Source organism: Mesorhizobium sp. KR9-304 (assembly GCF_040049215.1).
Taxonomy (GTDB): domain Bacteria; phylum Pseudomonadota; class Alphaproteobacteria; order Rhizobiales; family Rhizobiaceae; genus Mesorhizobium_K.
The window spans coordinates 146,787-167,856 of record NZ_JBDZDN010000006.1 but is presented as its reverse complement, the minus strand read 5'-3'; the positions used below and the strand labels follow the sequence as shown (position 1 = coordinate 167,856).

8 protein-coding genes are annotated in these 21,070 nt (G+C 66.6%); 6 read left to right on the top strand and 2 right to left on the bottom strand.

Annotated features, from left to right (window positions below):
• Positions 1-57 precede the first annotated feature (57 nt).
• The 6 genes from ABLE71_RS23910 (at position 58) to ABLE71_RS23885 (ending at position 13,701) form a co-directional block, all read left to right on the top strand.
• Positions 58-3,426, top strand: coding sequence for a transglutaminase family protein (locus ABLE71_RS23910; RefSeq protein ID WP_348785989.1), 3,369 nt, complete (start codon positions 58-60; stop codon positions 3,424-3,426).
• Positions 3,427-3,432: 6 nt separating this feature from the next.
• Positions 3,433-5,841, top strand: coding sequence for a circularly permuted type 2 ATP-grasp protein (locus ABLE71_RS23905; RefSeq protein WP_348785988.1), 2,409 nt, complete (start codon positions 3,433-3,435; stop codon positions 5,839-5,841).
• A 5-nt stretch (positions 5,842-5,846) separates the two neighbouring features.
• Positions 5,847-6,725, top strand: a complete 879-nt coding sequence (locus ABLE71_RS23900) for a transglutaminase family protein (protein ID WP_348785987.1) — start codon at positions 5,847-5,849, stop codon at positions 6,723-6,725.
• Positions 6,726-6,894: 169 nt separating this feature from the next.
• The gene (locus tag ABLE71_RS23895; RefSeq protein WP_348785986.1) at positions 6,895-7,266 is read left to right on the top strand and encodes a DUF2946 family protein; all 372 of its coding nucleotides are present in this window, start codon (positions 6,895-6,897) and stop codon (positions 7,264-7,266) included.
• Between the two features lie 95 nt (positions 7,267-7,361).
• Entirely contained in the window at positions 7,362-7,856 is a 495-nt protein-coding gene (locus ABLE71_RS23890; RefSeq protein WP_348785985.1) for a copper chaperone PCu(A)C, read from the top strand.
• 328 nt (positions 7,857-8,184) lie between these two features.
• Positions 8,185-13,701, top strand: a complete 5,517-nt coding sequence (locus ABLE71_RS23885) for a GAF domain-containing protein (RefSeq protein ID WP_348785984.1) — start codon at positions 8,185-8,187, stop codon at positions 13,699-13,701.
• Here ABLE71_RS23885 and ABLE71_RS23880 read toward each other — a convergent pair.
• Positions 13,689-15,059 (bottom strand): peptidoglycan-binding protein, encoded by a 1,371-nt coding sequence (locus ABLE71_RS23880; protein WP_348785983.1) that lies wholly within the window; start codon positions 15,057-15,059, stop codon positions 13,689-13,691. The genes ABLE71_RS23885 and ABLE71_RS23880 overlap by 13 nt on opposite strands.
• A gap of 55 nt (positions 15,060-15,114) precedes the next feature.
• On the bottom strand, positions 15,115-21,057 hold the full coding sequence (locus tag ABLE71_RS23875; RefSeq protein WP_348785982.1) for an FG-GAP-like repeat-containing protein: 5,943 nt from the start codon (positions 21,055-21,057) through the stop codon (positions 15,115-15,117).
• Positions 21,058-21,070: the final 13 nt, after the last annotated feature.

The following is a 21,070-nucleotide window of genomic DNA, read 5'->3' as shown; positions in this document are numbered from 1 at the left end:
CTTGAGATTGCCCGGAAGTCGTGAAAACTGCGGGTAGCCAACGATCCGGGAGCCTTGATGGCAATCCTCGCCGCCGTCCATCACCTGACGCACTACAGATACGACCGGCCGGTCGTGCTCGGCCCGCAGGTGATCAGGCTGCAGCCGGCGCCGCATTCGCGCACCAAGGTGCTCAGCCACTCTCTGAAGGTCGAGCCGGCAAACCACTTCGTCAATCTCCAGCAGGACCCCTACGGCAATTTCCTGGCGCGCTTCGTGTTTCCGGAGCCGGTGATGGAACTCAGGATCGAGGTCGATCTCGTCGCCGACATGACGGTCTACAACCCGTTCGACTTCTTCGTGGAGCCGGCGGCGGAGAATTTCCCCTTCGACTATCCGGAAGACATCGCCGACGACCTCAAGATCTACCGAACGCAGGAACCATCCGGGCCGCTGCTCGGCGCTTTCCTAAGCCGCGTCGACCGTTCGCATACAAATACAGTGAACTTCATCGTCGCACTGAACGCGCAGGTGCAGCGCGAGATCGGCTACATCATCCGCATGGAGACCGGCGTCATGACGCCGGAGGAGACGCTGGCAGCCGGAAAAGGCTCGTGCCGCGATTCGAGCTGGCTGCTGGTGCAGGCGCTGAGGAACCTCGGCATCGCCGCGCGCTTCGTGTCGGGCTACCTGATCCAGTTGAAGCCCGACCTGGTGGCGCTCGACGGGCCGCCGGGCACCTCGGTCGACTTCACCGACCTGCATGCCTGGTGCGAGGTCTATCTGCCGGGCGCCGGCTGGATCGGGCTCGACCCGACATCGGGCCTGCTGACCGGCGAGAGCCATGTGCCGCTCGCCGCCACGCCGCATTACAGGAACGCCGCGCCGATCTCCGGCATGGCGAGCTTCGCCAATGTCGACTTCGCCTTCGAGATGCGGGTCGACCGCGTGGCCGAGCATCCGCGCATCACCAAGCCGTTTTCGGACGAGAGCTGGCAGGCGCTCGATGCGCTGGGCGAACAGGTCGACGCGACGCTTCATGCGGAGGACGTGCGCCTGACCATGGGCGGCGAGCCGACCTTCGTGTCGATCGACGATTTCGAGAGCGAGGAATGGAACACGGCCGCGGTCGGGCCGACCAAGCGGGAAAAGGCCGACGCGCTGATCAGGCGGCTGCGCGAGCGCTTCGCGCCGAACGGCTTTCTCCACTACGGCCAGGGCAAATGGTATCCGGGCGAAACGCTGCCGCGCTGGACCTTCTCGCTCTACTGGCGCACCGACGGCGAGCCGGTGTGGTCGGACCCCGAACTGATCGCGCGGGAAAAATCGGACAGCAAGGTCACGGCGGAGGACGCCGGCAAATTGCTGACGACCATCGCAGGCGAACTCGGCATCGAGACCGAGATGGTCGCCGAGGCCTATGAGGACCCGGCGGAGTGGCTGCTCAAGGAAGGCAAGCTGCCGGACAATGTCGATCCGTCGAATTCGAAGCTGGAAGACCCCGAGGAGCGCAGCCGCATGGCGCGCGTCTTCGAGCGCGGGCTGACCAAACCATCGGGCTATGTGCTGCCGGTGCAGCGCTGGCAGAGCCAGGCGACGGCAGCGGGACCGCGCTGGCGTTCGGAGAAGTGGAAGACGAGGCGCGGGCGGCTGTTCCTGGTGCCGGGCGATTCGCCGGTCGGCTACCGCCTGCCGCTCGGCACTCTGCCCTACGTGCCCCCGGCGCGTTATCCCTACATAGTACCGGTCGATCCGTCGGTGCCGCGCGGGGCACTGCCGGCGCGTGCGGAGATCCTGCCCGAACCGGCTGGCACGGCGGACGCGGAAGGCGCTGACGAGATGGCGCGGCGGCAGACGGCGGCGTCCTTCACGGCCGCGACCGCCGGCCAGGACCGCGTCGAACAGGAACTCGGCGAGATCGGCGGCGCGGTGCGCACCGCGCTTTCGGTCGAGCCACGCGACGGGCGGCTCTGCGTGTTCATGCCGCCGGTCGAGGCGCTGGAGGATTATCTCGAGCTGATCGCCGCGGCGGAGAACGCCGCGAAGAAGATCGGGCTGCCGGTGCATATCGAAGGTTACGCGCCGCCGCACGACCCCAGGCTGAACGTCATCCGCGTCGCGCCCGACCCGGGCGTGATCGAAGTGAACATCCATCCGGCGTCGAGCTGGAAGGACTGCGTGGCGACGACCGAGGCGATCTACGAGGAGGCCAGGCAGTCCAGGCTTGGCGCCGACAAGTTCCTGATCGACGGCCGCCATACCGGCACCGGCGGCGGCAACCATGTGGTGGTCGGCGGTGCGACGCCCAACGACAGTCCGTTCCTGCGCCGGCCCGACCTTTTGAAGAGCCTGGTGCTCTACTGGCAGCGGCACCCTGCACTGTCCTACATGTTCTCGGGCCTGTTCATCGGCCCGACCAGCCAGGCGCCGCGTTTCGACGAGGCGCGGCACGACAGCCTCTACGAACTGGAGATCGCGCTGGCGCAGGTGCCGATGCCCGGCATGGGCGACGCTCCCCTGCCCTGGCTGGTCGACCGGCTGTTCCGCAACCTTCTGACTGATGTCACCGGCAACACGCACCGCTCCGAAATCTGCATCGACAAGCTGTTTTCGCCGGACGGACCGACGGGGCGGCTCGGGCTGGTCGAGTTCCGCGGCTTCGAGATGCCGCCCAACGCCCGCATGAGCCTCGCCCAGCAACTTTTGGTGCGCGCGATCATCGCACGCCTCTGGAAGAACCCGCTCGACGGGCGCTTCGTGCGCTGGGGCACGACGCTGCACGACCGCTTCATGCTGCCGCATTATGTCTGGGCCGACTTCATCGACGTGCTCGACGATCTCAAACAGAACGGCTTCGCCTTCCGTCCCGAATGGTTCGACGCGCAGCTCGAATTCCGCTTCCCCTTCTGCGGCGAGGTGCAGACGCAGGGCATCAAGCTGGAGCTCAGGCAGGCGCTGGAGCCCTGGCATGTGATGGGGGAGCAGGGAGCGATCGGCGGCACGGTGCGCTTCGTGGACTCCTCCGTCGAGCGGCTTCAGGTGAAGGCGGAAGGGCTGAACCTCGAACGGCACACGGTCGCCTGCAACGGCCGGCCGGTGCCGCTGAGGCAGACCGACAATCGTGAGGTCGCGGTCGCCGGCGTACGCTACAAGGCGTGGCAGCCGGCATCGGGGCTGCATCCGGCGCTGCCGGTTAACACTCCTCTGGTGTTCGACATATACGACCGCTGGTCGGGCCGCTCCGTCGGCGGCTGCGTCTACCACGTGGCGCATCCGGGCGGGCGCAATTACGAGACCTTCCCGGTCAACGCCAACGAGGCGGAGGCGCGCCGGCTCGCCCGTTTCGAGCCGAGGGGCTACACGCCGGGCGGCTATGAACTGCGGCCGGAAGAAGCATCGGGAGAATTTCCGCTGACGCTTGACCTCAGGCGGCCGCCGAGATTGTGATCGGCGATGGCGAGGGGGAATCACACGAAAGCGAGGCGTAAACCGCCGAAGGACCTGCTACTCGAAAGCTACAGGCCCATCGAGGGCGTGCTCGACGAGATGGTCGACGCGGCGGGCGAGCCGCGGCCGGTATGGAAGCGATTCGTCGCCGCGCTGGAGGAAGTCGGCGCGGACGAGCTGAAGTCGCGGTTCGCCCGCGCCGACCAGTATCTGCGCGACGCCGGCGTCTATTACCGCGTCTACGACCGCGCCGGCGCCAATGAGCGTGAATGGCCGCTGGCGCATGTGCCGCTGCTGGTCGATGAGGTCGAATGGGCCGATATCAGCGCCGGGCTGACCGAGCGCGCGGAGGTCTTCGAGGCGATCTGCGCCGACATCCATGGCGAGAACAGTCTGGTCGCCGACGGGCTGCTGCCGCCCGGCCTGATCGCGTCGAGCCAGGAATATCTGCGGCCCTTCGCCGGCGTGCGGCCGGCGGGCGGGCATTTCCTGCATTTCTGCGCCTTCGACCTCGGCCGCGGCCCGGACGGCCGCTGGTGGGTGCTGGGCGACCGCACGCAGGCAGCTTCCGGAGCCGGCTTCGCGCTGGAGAACCGCGTCGCGACGACGCGCGCTCTCTCCGACATATACGGCGAGATGCATGTGCATCGGCTGGCCGGCTTCTTCCGCCGTTTTCGCGATGCGCTGACCGGCATGGCGGGCGAGCCGGCGGGCCGTGCGGCGATCCTGACGCCCGGCCCGCTCAACGAGACCTACTACGAGCACGCCTATATCGCCCGCTATCTCGGCGTCATGCTGCTCGAAGGCGAAGACCTGACGGTGACGAACGGGCGGCTGATGGTGCGCACCGTGTCGGGCCTGAAGCCGGTGACGGTGCTGTGGCGGCGGCTCGACGCAGCCTTCGCCGATCCGCTGGAGTTGCGGGGCGATTCGCATATCGGCACGCCGGGGCTGGCCGAGGCGGTCCGCCAGGGCTCGGTGACGATGGTCAACGCGCTCGGTTCGGGCATACTCGAGATGCGCGCGCTGACCGCCTTCCTGCCCGGCGTCGCGCAGGCGCTCATCGGCAAGCCGCTCGATCTCCCCTCTATCGCAACATGGTGGTGTGGCGATCATGCTGACCGCCGCCATGTGCTCGACAACCTCGACCGCATGATGATCGGGCCGGCGCTGTCGACCCGTCTGCCTTTCGAGGACGACGGCGTGACGGTGCTCGGCTCCAGCCTCGACGATGGCGAGCGCGCCACGCTTGTCGAGAGGATCACGACGGACGGCGCGGCCTTCGTCGGCCAGGAGGCGGTGACGCTGTCGACGACGCCGGTCTTCGTCGGCGGGAGCCTCGAACCGCGGCCGGCGAGCCTGCGCGTCTATCTGGCGCGAACGCCCGAAGGCTGGATCGTGATGCCGGGCGGCTTCGCGCGGATCGGATCTTCGCTCGACAACACCGCGATCGCCATGCAGCGCGGCGGCCAGGCGGCGGACGTGTGGGTGGTCAGCGCCAAGCCGGTGAAGCAGGAGACGCTGCTGCCTGATGACCGCGAGGGATTCAAGCGCAACCTGCCGGGCACGCTGCCCAGCCGCGCGGCGGAGAACCTGATGTGGCTCGGCCGCTACATCGAACGGTCGGAGGACACGGCGCGCATCCTGCGCGCCTATAATGTCAGGCTCGCGGAGACGTCCGATCCCGGCACGCCGCTGCTTTCCGACATACGGGCCTATCTGGAGCCCTATGGCATCGATGCCGAGGCGGCCATTCCCCCGGCGCTGATCGGTTCGCTCGACAGCGCCGTCTACAGCGCCGGCCAGATCCGCGACCGTTTCTCGCCGGACGGGTGGCTGGCGCTGCGCGACCTCTCCAAGACCGTCCACCGCTTCGCCAGCGACGTCGCGCCGGGCGACGACGCGACGCGCGCCATGACGGTGATCTTGCGCAAGCTCGCCGGCTTCTCCGGCCTTCTCGGCGAGAACATGTACCGCTTCACCGGCTGGCGTTTCCTGGAGATCGGCCGACGGCTGGAACGCGGCATCCAGATCGCCCGCTCGCTTGCCTGGCTGACGCGCGAAGACGCACCGGACGGCGCGCTCGACATGATGCTGGAGATCGGCGACAGCGTGATGACCCACCGCCGCCAATATGCCCATGCCGGCCGGCGCAGCCTGGTCGACCTGCTGGCGCTCGACCCGCTCAATCCGCGCTCGGTGCTGTTCCAGCTCGACCGGCTGAAACACGAGATCGCGCATCTGCCCGAGGCCGGCGACCGGGGCCATCTCTCGCCGGCGGCGAAGGACGTGCTGAGGCTGCACACGGCACTTGCGACCGACGAGCCGGGCGATCTGTCGCCCAAGGCGCTCGACGCTCTGGCCGACGACATAGCGGGGCTCTACAGCAGCCTTGCCAAAGCGTATTTTTCCTGACGCGCATGCTCTACGACATCAAGCTTCACCTGCACTACGACTACGCTGCCGCCGCGGGCGGCAGCCGGCACCATGTGCATGTGGCGCCGCAGACCATCGCCGGCGTGCAGCGCGTGGTCGCGTCCTCGCTTTCCTTTTCGCCGGTGCCGACGGAACGCTCCGACTTCCTCGATTTTTTCGGCAACGCGGTGACGTCGGTGGCTTCGCGCAGCGTCTATGACGCGCTCGACATCCGCATGAGCGCGCGCGTCTCGGTAACGCGGCCCGAGCCAAGCCTGGACGTCTCGCCCAAGCTTGCCGATCTCGCCGATGAGATCGGTTCGGTTCGTTCGCTGAAGCCGGACGCGCCGCATCACTTCCTCGCCGCGAGCGATTTCGTCGATCTCGATCCCGGCATCACCGCCTATGCGCGCGAAAGCCAGGCGCGCGGCGCGTCGGTGACCGGCGTCGCCAACGATTTCTGCAATCGCATCTACAACGACTTCGCCTATGATGGAGAGGCGACGACAGTGGCGACCAAGGCGGCCGACGCCTTCGCGCTGAAGCGTGGCGTCTGCCAGGATTTCACCCACGTCATGATCGCCGGCCTGCGCGGGCTGGGCATCCCGGCGGGCTATGTCAGCGGCTTTCTGCGCACCATCCCGCCACCAAGCAAGGAGCGGCTGGAGGGCGCCGACGCCATGCATGCCTGGGTCAAGGTGTGGTGCGGGCGCGAGGCCGGCTGGCAGGAATTCGACCCCACCAACGGCATGCGCGCGTCGAACGACCACATCACCGTCGGCTACGGCCGCGACTATGCGGACGTGGCGCCGATCGTCGGGGTGCTCAGGACGACCGGCAGCCACACCGGCGAACAGGCGGTGGATGTGATCCCCGTAGCATAGCGCTGACGGCATCTTGCCGCAGAAGCATGCGCTCCGTTTGCCGCGCCGGACGCCTATGCTAGGAAACGGCGCGCGGCGCTTTCGCGTCCGGATTTGCGCATGATCAAGGAGACAAAACATTTCCTTGATTATCAAGAACCAACGGCAAACTTCCAGGCGGCGCGGCCTCATGAGGCACGGCAAGGACAGCACAGGGATCTCACGCCTCGCGACTTTCGTCGCGGTGCTGGCGCTCGTGCTCCAGTCGGCTCTTGCCGTCGCTGCTCCGCCCGTCCAGCGCGACATCTTCGGCAACGTCATCTGCGTCGAAGGCAGCACCGGCCATAGTCCGTCCGGCCAGGGCCATGATGACGGGCACATGCCCGACTGCTGCATGCTTTTCTGCGGCGCGGCCTTCCAGGCGGCCGCGAACCTGCCCGCCGAAGCCGAATGGCCCGCCATCGACTTCGTAAGCGAGGCGGTCGGCTATCCGCCGCCAACACTGGTTTCCCCGCATGACCGGCGAACGCCGGCAAATCCCCGCGCTCCGCCTGCTGCCTGACCGCCGTCGCCGCGTTCCGCCGGAGCGCGGCTCGTCAGCAGCATAAGTTCGCCGGCCGCGGCACGCGGCGCGAACGCATTTTTCGGAGCACTCACATGATCCTTTCTCGTCGCAACGCCGCCCTGCCCGCGGCTGCCCTCGCCGCGGCCCTGCTGTTCTCGCCGGCGGCAATGGCGCACGAATTCAAGCAAGGCGACCTGACGATCGGCCATCCCTGGTCGCGCGCGACGCTGCCCGGCGCCAAGGTCGCCGCCGGCTATTTGACCGTCAAGAACAGCGGCGCCGAACCGGACCGCCTGGTCTCGGTGACCGCCGACATCGCCGGCAAGGGCGAAATCCACGAGATGAGCGTGAAAGACGGCGTGATGACCATGCGGCCGCTGGCCGGCGGGCTGGAAATCCCCGCCGGCGGCGAGGTGAAGCTCGAACCGGGCTCCTACCACCTGATGTTCATGGACCTGAACGCGCCGGCGGTCGAGGGGGTCAAGTTCCCGGGCACGCTGACCTTCGAGAAGGCGGGGACGGTGAAGGTCGAGTTCGCCGTCGAGAAGGTGGGCGGTGAGGCGGATCATTCGGCGCACGGCGGATAGGTTCGACCGCCGCTCGGCCGCGCACGACGGCGGCTGAGCCATCGCCAGGGTTACCCCCACCCTATCCCCTCCCCGTTGTGGAGGGGGTGGGGCGCCAAGCGGGACCATCTCCCCGGACCGGCAAAGAAGCTCCCGAAATCGTCGGGTTTTGCGCTGGAAATCCGGGGTTTGCAGGCCTGCTTTCATGGACAAGGTTTGCAAAGATGCTTAGGTTGCCGGTCTCTCAGCCGACAGCCGACGAATGCAGATGGTGACCAAGCTCGAAGTGTTGGAATTCCTAGGGGTTGCAGTTCCAAGGGCCTGCCCCCGCGCGCGGTTGCGCTGAGCGATGGCCATTGCCCCAAACGGGTCGAAAGGCGCGGCTGAAAAGCCGGCGCGCCGGCTGAAAATTCCGCTGTCGCTGAAATTCGCCGCCGTGACGGTGGCGCTGGTTGCATTGCTCCTTGCCGCTGGCGCCGCCCTCAGCCTCTGGTCGGGCTACGTCGCGACGGAGCGCTCGGCGCTGGCCTTGCAGCAGGAAAGGGCGCAAGCGCTGGCCGGCAGCATCGGCGGCTCCATCTCGGAACTGCAGGGCCAGCTTGCCTGGACCGCAGAGCGCGACTGGCAGGCATCAGGCGTCGAGCAGCAGCGCGCCGACTTCGCGCGCATCTTGCGGCAATTCCCGGCCATCGTGGAGCTGTTCCACATCGACAGCAGGGGCCTCGAGCAGCTGAAGGTGTCGCGGCTGGCGCCGGACTCGCTCGCCAGCCTCGCCAGCCACGCGAACGAGCCGCGCTTCGTCGAGACGGTAAAGGCGCGCAACTGGTTCGGTCCGGTCTATGTGCGCAACGGCGCCGATCTGGCGGGCACGATCGGCGTGGCGCATGCGGACGGCGGCGTCACAGTCGCCGAACTCGACCTCGCCTTCCTCGCCGCGCCCGTCAAGGCAGCGGCCGGGAACGGCCAAGAGGCCTTCGTCGTCGACGGCGCCGGCCGGCTGATCGCCCATCCGAGCCGCAACCCGGTGACGGGCGAGAACGATCTTTCCGCCCTGCCGCAGGTGGCGGAGGCACTCGCCGCGGGCGGCGCCGGCACGAGCATGGACGCGGTTGGGGAAGACGGCTCGGTTCCGGCATTCGCGGCATGGGCGCAGGTGCCGGGGCCTGGCTGGACGGCGATCGTCCAGACGCCGAAGGCCGATGCCCTTTCGCCCTTCCGCGAGCTGCTCTGGCAGACCGGCTTGCTTCTGGCCGCCGGACTGCTGGCCGCCGCGATTGTCGGAGTCTGGCTCGCGCGCCGCGTCGCCGTGCCGATCAAGCGGCTGCAGGCAAGTACGGAACTGCTTGGCGAGGGAGACCTGACGCAGCGCGTCGCCCTTCGCCGACGCGACGAGATCGGCGCGCTCGCCGACACGTTCAACGCGATGGCGAACCGCCTCCAGCAGAGCCGGAAGGGGCTGGAGGAAAAGATCGACGACAGCGCGGTCGGCTTCGACATCGCCTTGCAGCAGCAGTCGCTGACCGCCGAAATGCTGAAGACGATCAGCCGCACCGACTACGACCTGGAGCGGGTGCTTGACACGCTGATCGGCTCCGCGGTGCGGCTGAGCGAAGCCAATGTCGGCGCGGTCTGGCTGCGCGACGGCGACGCATACCGGCTCGCCGCGCAACTCGGGCACACAAGCGACTGGGCCGAGGCGGCGCGCCAGGCGCCCTTCACCAGGGACACCGACCTGCACGCGGTGGCGGCGGCGGCCGCCTATTCCGGGCAAGTGATCAACGTCGACGACGTCTCGCGCGACCTGCGCTTCATGGGCGACTACGGCGAGCGCCCCGCCAACGCCGACGAACGGGCCGCGCTCGCCGTGCCGCTCAAGCACGGCGACCGGGTAGAAGCCGTCTTCTCGCTGTCGCGCGCCGACCCCCTGCCCTTCCTCGAACGGCAGGTCTCTGTCGTGCAGGACTTCGCCGACCAGGCGCTGATCGCCATTCGCAACGTCCGGCTGCTCAAGACGATCGAGGACGGCAATCGCGACATTGCCGAGTCGCTCGAACAGCGGACCGCGACGGGCCGCATACTGCACGCCATCGCGCAGTCGCCGACCGACAGCCATCCGGTGCTGGATGCCATTGCCGACAGCGCGGCGCGACTCTGCAACGCACGCTTCTGCCATATCGCCCTGCTCGACGGGACGCGGCTGCAGGTGCGGGCGCATCGCGGCCTGCCTCCCGAGGCAAGGGATCTGGTCACGGCGGGCGCGGCGCCCTCTGCCGGCAGTGCGGCCGGACAGGCGATGGAGCGACGCAAGGCGGTGCTCGTCGCCGACCTCCAGGCCGAACCCGCGGAAGCGTTCGACGACCTGTCGCGTCTGCTCGGCATTCGCTCCGTCGCCATCGTGCCGCTGCTGAAGGACGGCGCGGCAATCGGCGTGATGACGGTCGCCGACCCGGAGCCGAACGCGCTGCCGGAACACCGGCTCGCGCTGCTCGAAACGCTGGCCGACCACGCCGTCATCGCGCTGGACGAGGCGCGCTTGCATGAGGAAGCGCGCCTGCGCACGACCGAACGCGATGCTACGCTCCAGCAACTCGCCGAACGCACGGCCGAGCGCGACGAATGGCGCCAGCGCCATGCCGGGGACCTGGAGGCCGCGGAACGGCGGCATGCGGCGGAGCTGGACGAGATCCGCCGGTTGCATGTCGCGGAAGTGGAAGCAGCCCGCCAGCGGTTCGACGCGGCGGGGCTGCAGCACGCGGCCGAGATGGAGGAAGCCCGCCGGCTGCACGCCGCCGAGGTGGAAGACGCCCGCCAGCGGTTCGACGCAGCCAAGCAGCAGCATGCGGCGGAGATGGACGAAGTCCGCCGGCTGCACGCCGCCGAAGTGGAGGAGGCTCGCCGAGAGTTCGACGCGGCGGGGCAGCAGCATGCCGCGGAGATGGACGAGGCACGCCGGCTGCATGCCTCGGAGGTAGAGGCGGCCCGGCAACGGTTCGAAGACGCGGAGCAGCGGCATGCGGCGGCGCTCGACGAGGCCGGCCGGCTGCACGCAGCGGAAGCGGAAGAGGCCCGGCAACGGTTCGACGAGGCGGAACAGCAGCATGCTGCGGAGGCGGAGGAGGCGCGCCAGCTGCACGCCGCCGAAGTGGAAGAAGCCCGCCTGCGGTTCGACGCGGCGGAGCAGCAGCACGCGGCGGAGATGGACGAAGCCCGCCGGCACCATGCCGACGAGCTGGATCAGGCGCGGCAACGGTTCGACGCAGCCGAGCAGCAGCACGCGGCGGAGATGGACGAAGCCCGCCGGCACCATGCCCAGGACGTCGAGGAGGCTCGCCAGAAGTACGAGGCGGCGGAGCAGCGCCATGCAGCCGCGGTGGAGGAGGCCGGCCGGCTGCACGCCGCCGAGCTGGATCAGGCGCGGCAACGGTTCGACGCAGCGGAGCAGCAGCACGCGGCGGAGATGGGCGAAGCGCGCAGGCTGCATGCCGAGGCGCTCGACGACGCCCACAAGGTCCGCGCCGCCGAACTGGATCAGGCGCGCCATCTGCATGCGGCGGAACTTGAAGACGCGCGCAGGCTGCATGCCGAAGATCGCGACGGGGCAAACAGCTTCGTGAGGGCGACGACCCACGCGCTGAAGCTTCTGGGCGATGCCGAGGGCGATCCGAAGCCGGTGTTCGACGCGGTCGTCGCAACCGCGGCCCAACTGTGCCGCGCCGACGCGGTCGAACTGCGTATCGAGGAAGCCGGCAGAGCACGCCTCGTCGCCGCGAAGGGCACAACAGCCGGGACCGGGGGAGCGACACTCGCCGTGCCCCTCATGCTTGACGGAGAGGAGGCAGGCGGTCTGACGCTGTCGCGCGTGGCCGCCGAAGCCTTCAGCGAGCACGAGATCGAACTGGCGGGCACGCTCGCCGCACAGGCCGCCGTCGCGATCGGCACGGCGCGGCTTGCCGGCGCGCTAGACGCGCGCAACCAGAGCCTCGGCAAGGCGTTGCGCGAACGCGAGGCGACGGCGCGCATGCTGGCGATTCTCGGCCGCGCGCGCATCGACCTCGGCGCGGTGCTCGACACGCTGGCGCGTTCGGCAGCCGAACTCTGCAACGCCGGCATGGCCGCGATCTGCCTTGGCGACGGCGCCAAGCTGGAAAACGCCGGCAGCGTGGGTTTCCCCGACGGCTGGCTCGGCGACGCAGGGTACCTGCAGACGGCCGGCCTCGCACGCCGCGCCGCGCGCGAAGCCGAACCGCTGCAATTGGCGGGCGACGCGTCATCCGGAAATGCGATCGCGGTTCCCCTGCCCGGTCCCGGCGGAGCGATCGGCGCGCTGGTGATCGCCCGTCAGGCGCCGTTCGGCGACGCCGAATTCGCGGTGGCGGCGACGCTGGCCGACCAGGCCGTGATCGCGATCGAGAATGTGCGGCTGATCGAGGCGCTCGAAACGCGCACGAGCGAGGTGCGGGCCCGCACGGTTGAAGTCGGCGAAGCGCAGCGGCGGCAGGCGGCAATCGCGGCAGTGCTGAAGGCGATCAGCGGACCCGGTTTCGAACTCGGCGGCGTGCTGACCACGCTGACCGCCTCGGCTGCATCGCTCTGCAACGCCGGCGGAGCGGCGATCTACCTGATGAAGGACGGCGCATACCGCGTCGGCGCGGCGACCGGCGCCATGCCCGAACCCCTCGTGCGCACTCAGCCACCCGGCCGGGACAGCTGGGTCGGACGCGCGGCGCTGGACCGCGCGGTCGTGCATGCCGCCGACGCCGACAGCGATGCGGAGCACGCCGGGATCGCCCGGATCGAAGGTCTGGGGGCGATCCTGTGCGTGCCGCTGCTGCATGACGGGACCGCGATCGGAGTCTTTGCGCTGACCCGCTCGACGCCGGGACCGTTCAGCGGGCCTGAGATCGAGCTGGCGCAGACATTCGCCGACGAGGCGGCAATCGCGATCGAGGAGGCGCGACGGTCGGGCGAAGCGCAGGCGCGCGCGCGCGAACTTGCCGCCCTGCTTCAGGATCTTCACGCCGCTCAGGCGCGGCTGGCCGAGTCGGAAAGGCTGGCCTCGCTCGGCCGGCTGACCACCGGCATCGGCCAGGATATCGAGGAACGGCTGAAGGCGGTCAACGACGAATCGCTGCGGTCGAACAAGCTTGTCGACGATATCCGCATGGTGCTGGAAGGCGCGGTGATCGACGGCGGCACCAGGGCGGAGGTCGAGGAGTTGGGCGACACGCTGAAGGCCAATCTCGACAAGGTGGTGTGGGAGGGCAGGCGCGCCGAATCGGCCGTCAGGAACACGCTGCTGCAGTCGCTTGAAGGCCCTGGCGAGCACCGCAGGGTCGACATCAACGCGGTGGTCGACGAGAGCCTGGGCATCGCCTATCACGGCGCGCGCGCCGAGCGGCGGGATTTCGATATTAAGCTGGAGAAGGTACTGGACCCCAAGGCGGGGGCGGTCGACCTCTACCCGCAGGAGATTACCCGCGTGCTCATCAACCTGTTTTCCAACGGCATCGACGCCATGGCGCGGCGCGGCGCGGCGGCCAACGGCGGCGGCTACGAGCCGATGCTTACTGCATCAACCAAAAACCTCGGCGACGCCGTCGAGATCAGGATCCGCGACAACGGGACCGGCATTGCCGCGGACGTGCGCGAGAGCATGTACGATCCGTTCTTCACGACCAAGCCCGCCGGCCAGGGCACCGGCCTGGGGCTTTCGCTCAGCCGCGACATCATCGTGAAGCAGCATGGCGGAACGATCGAAATGGATACGGTGCCGGGATCGTTCACCGAGTTCCGCATCGTCCTGCCGCGAAGGGCGGCGGCGCCGATGACTCGGCCAGAGGGCGGCGATACGGATCAGTCGAGCTGAAGCAGCGCGGCCACTTTTGCGTCGCGCCCCGTCGGGTCGCGGCGGAAATGCACCGAGCCGTCGCCATTCGCCCAGGCGGTGACGAAGGTGACGAAGAGCGGCAGCGGCTCTCCGAACTCAATTCTGGCCGGCGTATCGGAAGCGAGAAGCGTATCGATGGTCTCGCCGGGCAGCGCACGGACGGCGATCAGGTCGGACGCCACGGACACCGCGTCGGTGATCGCGATCTCCCGTTCGGAGCCCCGTCCGCCTATGCGGTCTATGAAGGGCGACTGGACGGTCAGCGCGATCTCCGGCACGTCGCCGGGACGCACTTCGACGCCGGTCACGGAACCGAAGAAGGTCGGCAGCGCGCCGAGCTCGGCGGCATTGGCGACGGCGACGAAACGATCCGACCGGCCGCCATGCACGATCTTCACATTGCTGTCGGCAAGGTTGATGTAGATGTTTTCGTCGCCGAGACCACGGTTCTGCCAGCGCCGGCGCTCCAGATTGACCTTGATCTGACGGATGCGATCGCCGATCGGGACGGCCATCTCGGCGAGCGTGGCGGCATCGATCGCGCCGGTGGGATCGAGCCCGTGCCGCGTCTGGAAGCCGCGCACGGCGTCGATCGTCTTGTCGTCATGCAGATCGCCGCCGCCCATCAGCGATATCGGCAAGTCGCCGGATAGAGCCAGCAGCCGGCGTATGTCCTTCATGCGCGGATCGCCGGCTCCCGACGCGATCGGCGCGCCCGCCGCGTCGATGGCCGGCCACTGCCCCGACGCCTGCAGGCGGGTGAATTCGTTGAGCTTGGAGATGAGGCGTACGTAGCGGAAATCCTCGTTGAGCAGGGCGCCGGCGAAATCGCGCAGATTCTCGGCCGCCTCCGCCCCCGCCACATATTCAGCCGGAGTGGTCGCGAGCGGCGCGACGGCATTTTCCGACGGTGCGAGATCGGGCCCGATGCGCCCGTTGGCGAGATCGCCGCCGAACTCGACCGCGGCGCCCGAGAGCAGCATGTCGAGGCGGGCAAGGTCGTCAGGCTCCGACGACTGCATCAGCGCCTCGATCTCGGCGACGTGGTAGAATTCCGGCGACAGGCCGTGCACGCCGGAGATTTTCAACTCGGCAAGCAGCGCCCTGGCCTTGGTCTTGGGGCCGTTGTCGCGCACCCAGATCGGCTTGAAATCGCGGATTTCGTAGATCTCGCGGACCGACGGCAGCGCCGCGTTGGCCGCCTCGGACCCAGTGTCGGCCGTACCGGACTGGAACATGGCTCGCAGCGATTCGGCGACGACGGCGTTGTCTTCGGCGGCGTGGAGGGGAAGGGGGAGCAGGAGCGACAGGGCGGCCGCGACGACGAGCCCACCCAATAAACGGCCTCCGAGCATCAACTGCCGTCCGCCGTTTCGCTGACAGCCACGATGCTCATACGGTCGCCATCATCGTGAGGACGTGATGGTCGGTATAATCGATGACTAGGTCTGTTTCGAACGAGACGTCAGCCAGCGAGGCGACTGCCAAACCGTCGACCATGAGATTGCTTCCGCCCAAACCGTTGTCCGCGAGACTGATGACCGTCGTGCTTTCGTCATAGCCGTAAAGGCTGATCAGATCGTTGCCGATCTCGAAATCGAGTATATCGTCGACGCCGCTTTCGCCGGCATAGAGAATGAACTCGTCGCTGCCAAAGCCACCGGTCAAATCATCGGAACCGTCGCCACCGAATAGCTGATCATCGCCGGCATCTCCGAACAGTGTGTCGTCGCCATCGAGCCCGAAAAGCTGGTTGTAGTCCCCGTCTCCGGACAGCGTGTCGGCGAACTGCGTTCCGCGCGCATGCTCGATGTCGATCAGGGTGTCGCTGTCGCCGAAGCCGTCGGTTGCCGTGCCCGCTGCCAGATCGACCGTGACCTCCGCCGTGCCACCCCTGTTCACGTCGCGGTCGTAGCGGACGGTGTCGTTGCCGCCGGCGCCATTCAGCGTGTCATCGCCGGCCATGCCGCGGAAGGTGTTATCGTTGGCGTCGCCGATGAAGGTGTCAGCCCATTGCGAGCCGCGCAGGACTTCGATGCCAGTGAAGGTTTCCGCATTGCCGTAGGTGTCAGTGCCGGTGCCCAGCGCAAGATTGATGATAGCGCCCTGACTGCCACCGCCGTCGTCGAACGAGACCTGATCGAAGTCCCCTGCGCCGCCACTATAGCTGTCGCTTCCGTCAAAGCCGCGGAAGAAGTTATCGTCCGCGTTGCCGATCAGCATGTCGCTGTTCTTCGAACCGTCGACTTCTTCGATTCCGGTCACCGATTCGATGGTGACGTTGTCGTAAGTGTCTGTCGCCGTGCCGGCTCCCAGATCGACCACGACGCCAAACGCGCCGGTCTCGTCCCTGAAACTGATCGCGTCATACTGGTCGGGACCGTCACCGCCGATATAGGTGTCATCGCCCTCCCCGCCGGCCAGATAGTCGTCCCCCTGACCGCCGTCGAGTATGTCGTCACCCGCGCCACCTTCGAGATAGTCATTGCCAGAGAAGCCGTCGAGGCTGTCCGCGCCGCCAAGACCGATCAGTTCGTTATCCAGGTTGTCGCCGATCAGCCAATCGTCGGTTTCCGTTCCAACCACGCGCTCAAAGTTGAACAAGGTATCGCTGTCACCGAAACCGTCGGTCGCCGTACCCGCCAAGAGACTGACGGTGACGCCCGACGTTCCGCCCCTGTTGACGTCGCGGTCGTATCGGACCGTGTCCCAACCATCGCCGCCGTCCATGACGTCGTCGCCGGCCATGCCGCGGAAAATATTGTCGCCGTCGTCGCCGATGAAGGCGTCGGCGTTTTCCGAGCCGCGCAACATTTCGATGCTCTTGAACTTTTCGACCTTGCCGTAGGTGTCCGTGCCCGTGGCAAAGCCGTCGACATCCAACACACTAAGGTCAATCACGACTCCGTTATCGCCGGTTTCCGCGTCGTAGGCGACCTGGTCGAAGCCAACGCCGCCGTCATAACTGTCGGCTCCATCGAAGCCGCGGAAGAAGTTGTCCGCGTCGTTGCCCACAATGGTGTCGTCGTTCTGCGATCCGTCGACCTCCTCGATGTCGATCAGCGTCTCCTCGTTGCCGTAGGTATCGGTCGCGGTCCCGGCCGCCAGGTCCACAACGACGCCAGAACCGCCCGTCTCGTCCCGGAAGCTGACCACGTCGAACTGGTCGGGACCTGTGCCGCCGCCATGATAGGTGTCGTCGCCCTCGCCGCCCACCAGGTAGTCGTCTCCGCTACCACCGATCAGCTCGTCGTTTCCGGCGCCGCCTTCCAGGTAGTCATTGCCGTCAGCGCCGCTCAGCGTATCGTTGCCGCCGAGACCGAACAACTCGTTGTCGTTGTCGTCGCCGGTCAGCTCGTCGATAGAGTCGGTGCCGCGCACATTCTCGATGTTGGACAGTGCATCTTCATCGCCGAAGCCGTCGATCGCGGTGCCCGCCGCGAGGTCGACCGTGACACCGTCGACGCCGCCGAAGTCGGCATCGCGATCGTAGCGGACCGTGTCGTCGCCATCCCCGCCGTCGAGGACGTCGGCGCCGGCCAGTCCGTAGAATTCGTTCACGCCATCGTCGCCGGTGAACGTGTCGATCCATTGCGATCCGCGCAGCACCTCGATGCTGGTGAAGGTCTCGGCATTGCCGTAGGTGTCGGTGCCAGAGCCAAGTGCGAGATCGACCTCTGCGCCCTGAAAGCCGCCCGCCTCCTCGTCGAACGCGACCTGGTCGTAATCGCCCGCACCGCCGTCATAGGTGTCAGAACCCCCATGCCCGCGGAAAAAGTTGTGTGCCTCGTTGCCGATCAATGTGTCGTCATTGGCCGAGCCGTCAACCTCTTCAATTCCGGTCGCCGACTCGCTGTTGCCGTAGGTGTCCGTCACCACTCCGGTTGCGAGATTCGCGTAAACGCCGCTCGTGCCGGTTTCGCCCCTGAAGCTGATGGCGTCGTACTCCTCGAAACCGTCGCCGCCGACATAGGTGTCGTCGCCCTTGCCACCGACGAGCCAGTCGTCTCCCTGACCGCCGTTCAGCGTATCGTCGCCCTCACCGCCTTCGAGATAGTCGTGGCCACGACCGCCGAACAGCCAGTCGTCACCGCCATTGCCGATAAGTTCGTCCGCGCCGGCAAGGCCGACGATCAGATCGGCGCCCGAGGTCCCTTCGAGTTGGGTGACACCGTTGTCATAGGTGTCGTCACCAGGCGTGCCAGTAACGATGCTTTGGAATGCACCGACTGAAACATCGTCTAGAATGGTCACATCGGAGACCACGGGTCCTGACCCGGTTCCGGAAATCGTCACTACAAAATTCTGAAGGGCGACACCGTTCGCTCCGTCCTCGATCGAAACGGTATAGAGAAGCGTCACCTGTTGCCCGTCGACAAGATCGAAATCGGTCTCGTCCGCCGTGAAGGTCAGCGTGGCCGTGCCGGAGGTTTCCCCGGACGCCTTTTCGGCGATGCCCGTCACCAATCCTTCCAAATCCAACCCGTCGGAGAGCAGCCCCTCCGGATCGTCGACGTGAACGTCGATCACACGCACATTGTAGTTGGTGTCCGTCAAGTCGGCGTCGGCGAAAGCGATCGAAATCATCGCCGAAAGATTGTCCGGATCGTCCGGGACCCACTCAGCGCCCGTTACCACCGGCATGTCATTGATGCCATGCAGGGCGATGCTCAAGGAGGTAGTGGACGTCGCGCCTTGAGCATCGGCCGTCGTGTAGGTGAAGACGTCGGTGGCGGCTTCGCCTTCGCCGAGCTGTTGCGTATCGGGATCGCCATCGTCGCGGGCATAAGTCCAGGTGCCGTCCGCACCGAGCGTCAGGGCGCCATAGACACCGGCAACAGGCGATCCGACCTGGCCCGAAACATCTCCTGGCGGCGTGCCTGCCGCAACGCCGACCACCGAGAGGCTGTCGCCGCTGTCAACGTCGGTGTCGTTGTCGAGCACGTTGTGGTGGATGGACTGGATTTCCTCGGCGGTCAGTGCGCGATCGTAGACCTGGATGTCATCCACCTCGCCCTGCAACAGGCCGGGGATACTGATCTGCGGACGCGCGCCAGCCAAGAAGTCCGTACCCGCCGGGGTATTGATGGACATCGTGCCGGTGGCGACGGCGACGCCGTCCAAATACAGGGTGACCGAGTTGCCGACATTGGTGACAGCTACATGATACCATTGCCCGGCTTCCAGGGACGGGCCGAACACCGCGTTGCCCCATTGCGAAAAGAAGAGCGTGTCGCCGGATGTGCCGAGAGCGTAGGTTTGACCACCTGACCCAAAGTTACCATAGCCTGCCAGAAACGACTCGCCGCTCCCAAATGCATCAGCCTTCATCCACAGCGAAAGCGTTCGATCGCTATTGCCGGTTGGCAGTCCAGTGCTCGGCGCCGAGAAGGAATCATCGATGCCGTCAAAACTGAATGCCTGTCCGAACTTGCCGGCCGCAAACGATGCCCCATTTTGCAGCACGCCGTCATTATCGCCCGCAGCATCTTCGGTCGTCCCGTCAGCCGACCACTGAGCGATGAGGCCGGACGGCAAGGAGGCGACTCCCGGATCGCCCAAGCCGGTATCGCTTAGAGCGACCGGCGCGTCGTTGGTACCGGTGATCGTCACCGTGACCGTCCGCTCGACACTGCCTCCTTCACCGTCGTCGACACTTACCGAGTAGACTTGAGTTATGGTCTGGCCTTCAGCCAGATCGTCGATGGCCGCGTCTTGAACCTCGAAACTCCAGCTTACCTGGCCGATGCCAGTGCCAGTGGAATCCGTCGCGACCGCAGCCGTCATAAGGCCGCGCTCCGGAACATCGCCGTTGACCGAGTCGGTGGCCGAAACAAGCTCAATTTCGACCGTATGGACATCGGTCAGGTCCACATCCCCAAACGAGAATGCGCCGGTCTCGACGAGCAAAGTCGCGTTCTCACTGGGGGCCAGATCGACGATCTCGCTCACGCCTGCCGCCGGTTCCCCGTCGCCATCCAGATCGGCCAGCGCGACCGTTGCGGCGCTCGGCAACACCTCGGGCGAGAGCGTGAAGGACGCATTTCCATTGTTCAGATAGATTTTCGTTCCGCCGCTGATGTAAGCCACAGCGGCATCGATATCGCCGTCGCCGTCGACATCGCCGAGCGCAAGTCCGCGGCTATCACCGGCGCCTATCGCTTGGCCAGTGGATGTGAAGACGCCTGACCCGTCGTTAAGATACACATAGGCAGACTCGCCCGACTGCGACGAGACAAACGCGTCGAGGTCGCCGTCGTTGTCAAGATCCGCAAGCACGGCCTTCTCGCTTTGAGCTGTGCCGAGAGCCTGACCAGAATCGACAAACAGGCCATTTCCATCGTTGAAGAAGACCTGATCCGGCTCATTGTTGCCGTTTGCGACAAACAGATCGAGATCGCCATCGCCGTCGAGATCGCCGAGGTCGACATCGCCAGTATAGACGTTCCCGCCAATCGACTGGCCGCTGTCCGTGAAAACTCCCGATCCGTCGTTCAGGAATACCTGATTGGGCTGATTGCTCGCATTTCCGATGGCTGCATCAAGATCGCCGTCGCCATCAATGTCGCCCAAGGCGACCGACCGGCTGTCGCTGCCATAGGCGAACGGCGTGGCTGTCTCAACGAAATTGCCACTCGAATCGTTCAGGAACACCCGGTTCGGTCCGGCACTGCTCGACGTGACGATTGCATCGATATCACCGTCGCCGTCGAGATCGCCGAGGGCAACGCCGCGCGCATCCTCGGCAGCAAGCGACTGACCCAGAAGGAAATCTCCCGACCCCGTATTGATGAAAACTTGGGTCGCCTGCCCGCCGGCATTGGTCACAACAACGTCGTTGTAACCGTCTCCATTCAGGTCGCCGACCGCGATATTCGAGCCGTTCAGCGTTCCTCCGAGGATCTGGCCCGAGTCGGTGAACTGCCCGCTGCCATCATTCAGATAGACCCGGTCCGCCGCGGCGATATGATCAACCAGGAAAATATCGGTATCGCCTACGACTGGCATAAGTGTTGGCGCGTCATTGGTGCCCTCGATGACGAGGGTGATCGTCTGCGTGTCCTCGGCGCCGTTGTCGTCGGTCACCGTCACCGTGTAGGTGATGGTCAGTTGCTCGCCGACCGCCAGATAGTCGAACTGGTCGAGGCCGGAGTTGAAGCTCCAGCCGACGCTGCCGGTGGTCTCGGTGCCGTCGATGATCTCGCCGTCGACCAGCGGGTCGAGCGTCAGCATGCCGAGCAGCGCCGCGTCGTTCGGCGCGCCGCTGGCGTTGTCGGACGTCGCGACCGTGATCGATTTCACCGTCACGACATCGGTCACGTCGACATCGAGCACCGAGAACGAGCCG

What these genes read in the sequence shown, in the direction of transcription:
- ABLE71_RS23895 (WP_348785986.1), top strand. Translation starts at nt 6,895, where the DNA reads ATGAGGCACGGCAAGGACAGCACAGGGATCTCACGCCTCGCGACTTTC.
- ABLE71_RS23885 (WP_348785984.1), top strand. Translation starts at nt 8,185, where the DNA reads ATGGCCATTGCCCCAAACGGGTCGAAAGGCGCGGCTGAAAAGCCGGCG.
- ABLE71_RS23900 (WP_348785987.1), top strand. Translation starts at nt 5,847, where the DNA reads ATGCTCTACGACATCAAGCTTCACCTGCACTACGACTACGCTGCCGCC.
- ABLE71_RS23910 (WP_348785989.1), top strand. Translation starts at nt 58, where the DNA reads ATGGCAATCCTCGCCGCCGTCCATCACCTGACGCACTACAGATACGAC.
- ABLE71_RS23890 (WP_348785985.1), top strand. Translation starts at nt 7,362, where the DNA reads ATGATCCTTTCTCGTCGCAACGCCGCCCTGCCCGCGGCTGCCCTCGCC.
- ABLE71_RS23905 (WP_348785988.1), top strand. Translation starts at nt 3,433, where the DNA reads ATGGCGAGGGGGAATCACACGAAAGCGAGGCGTAAACCGCCGAAGGAC.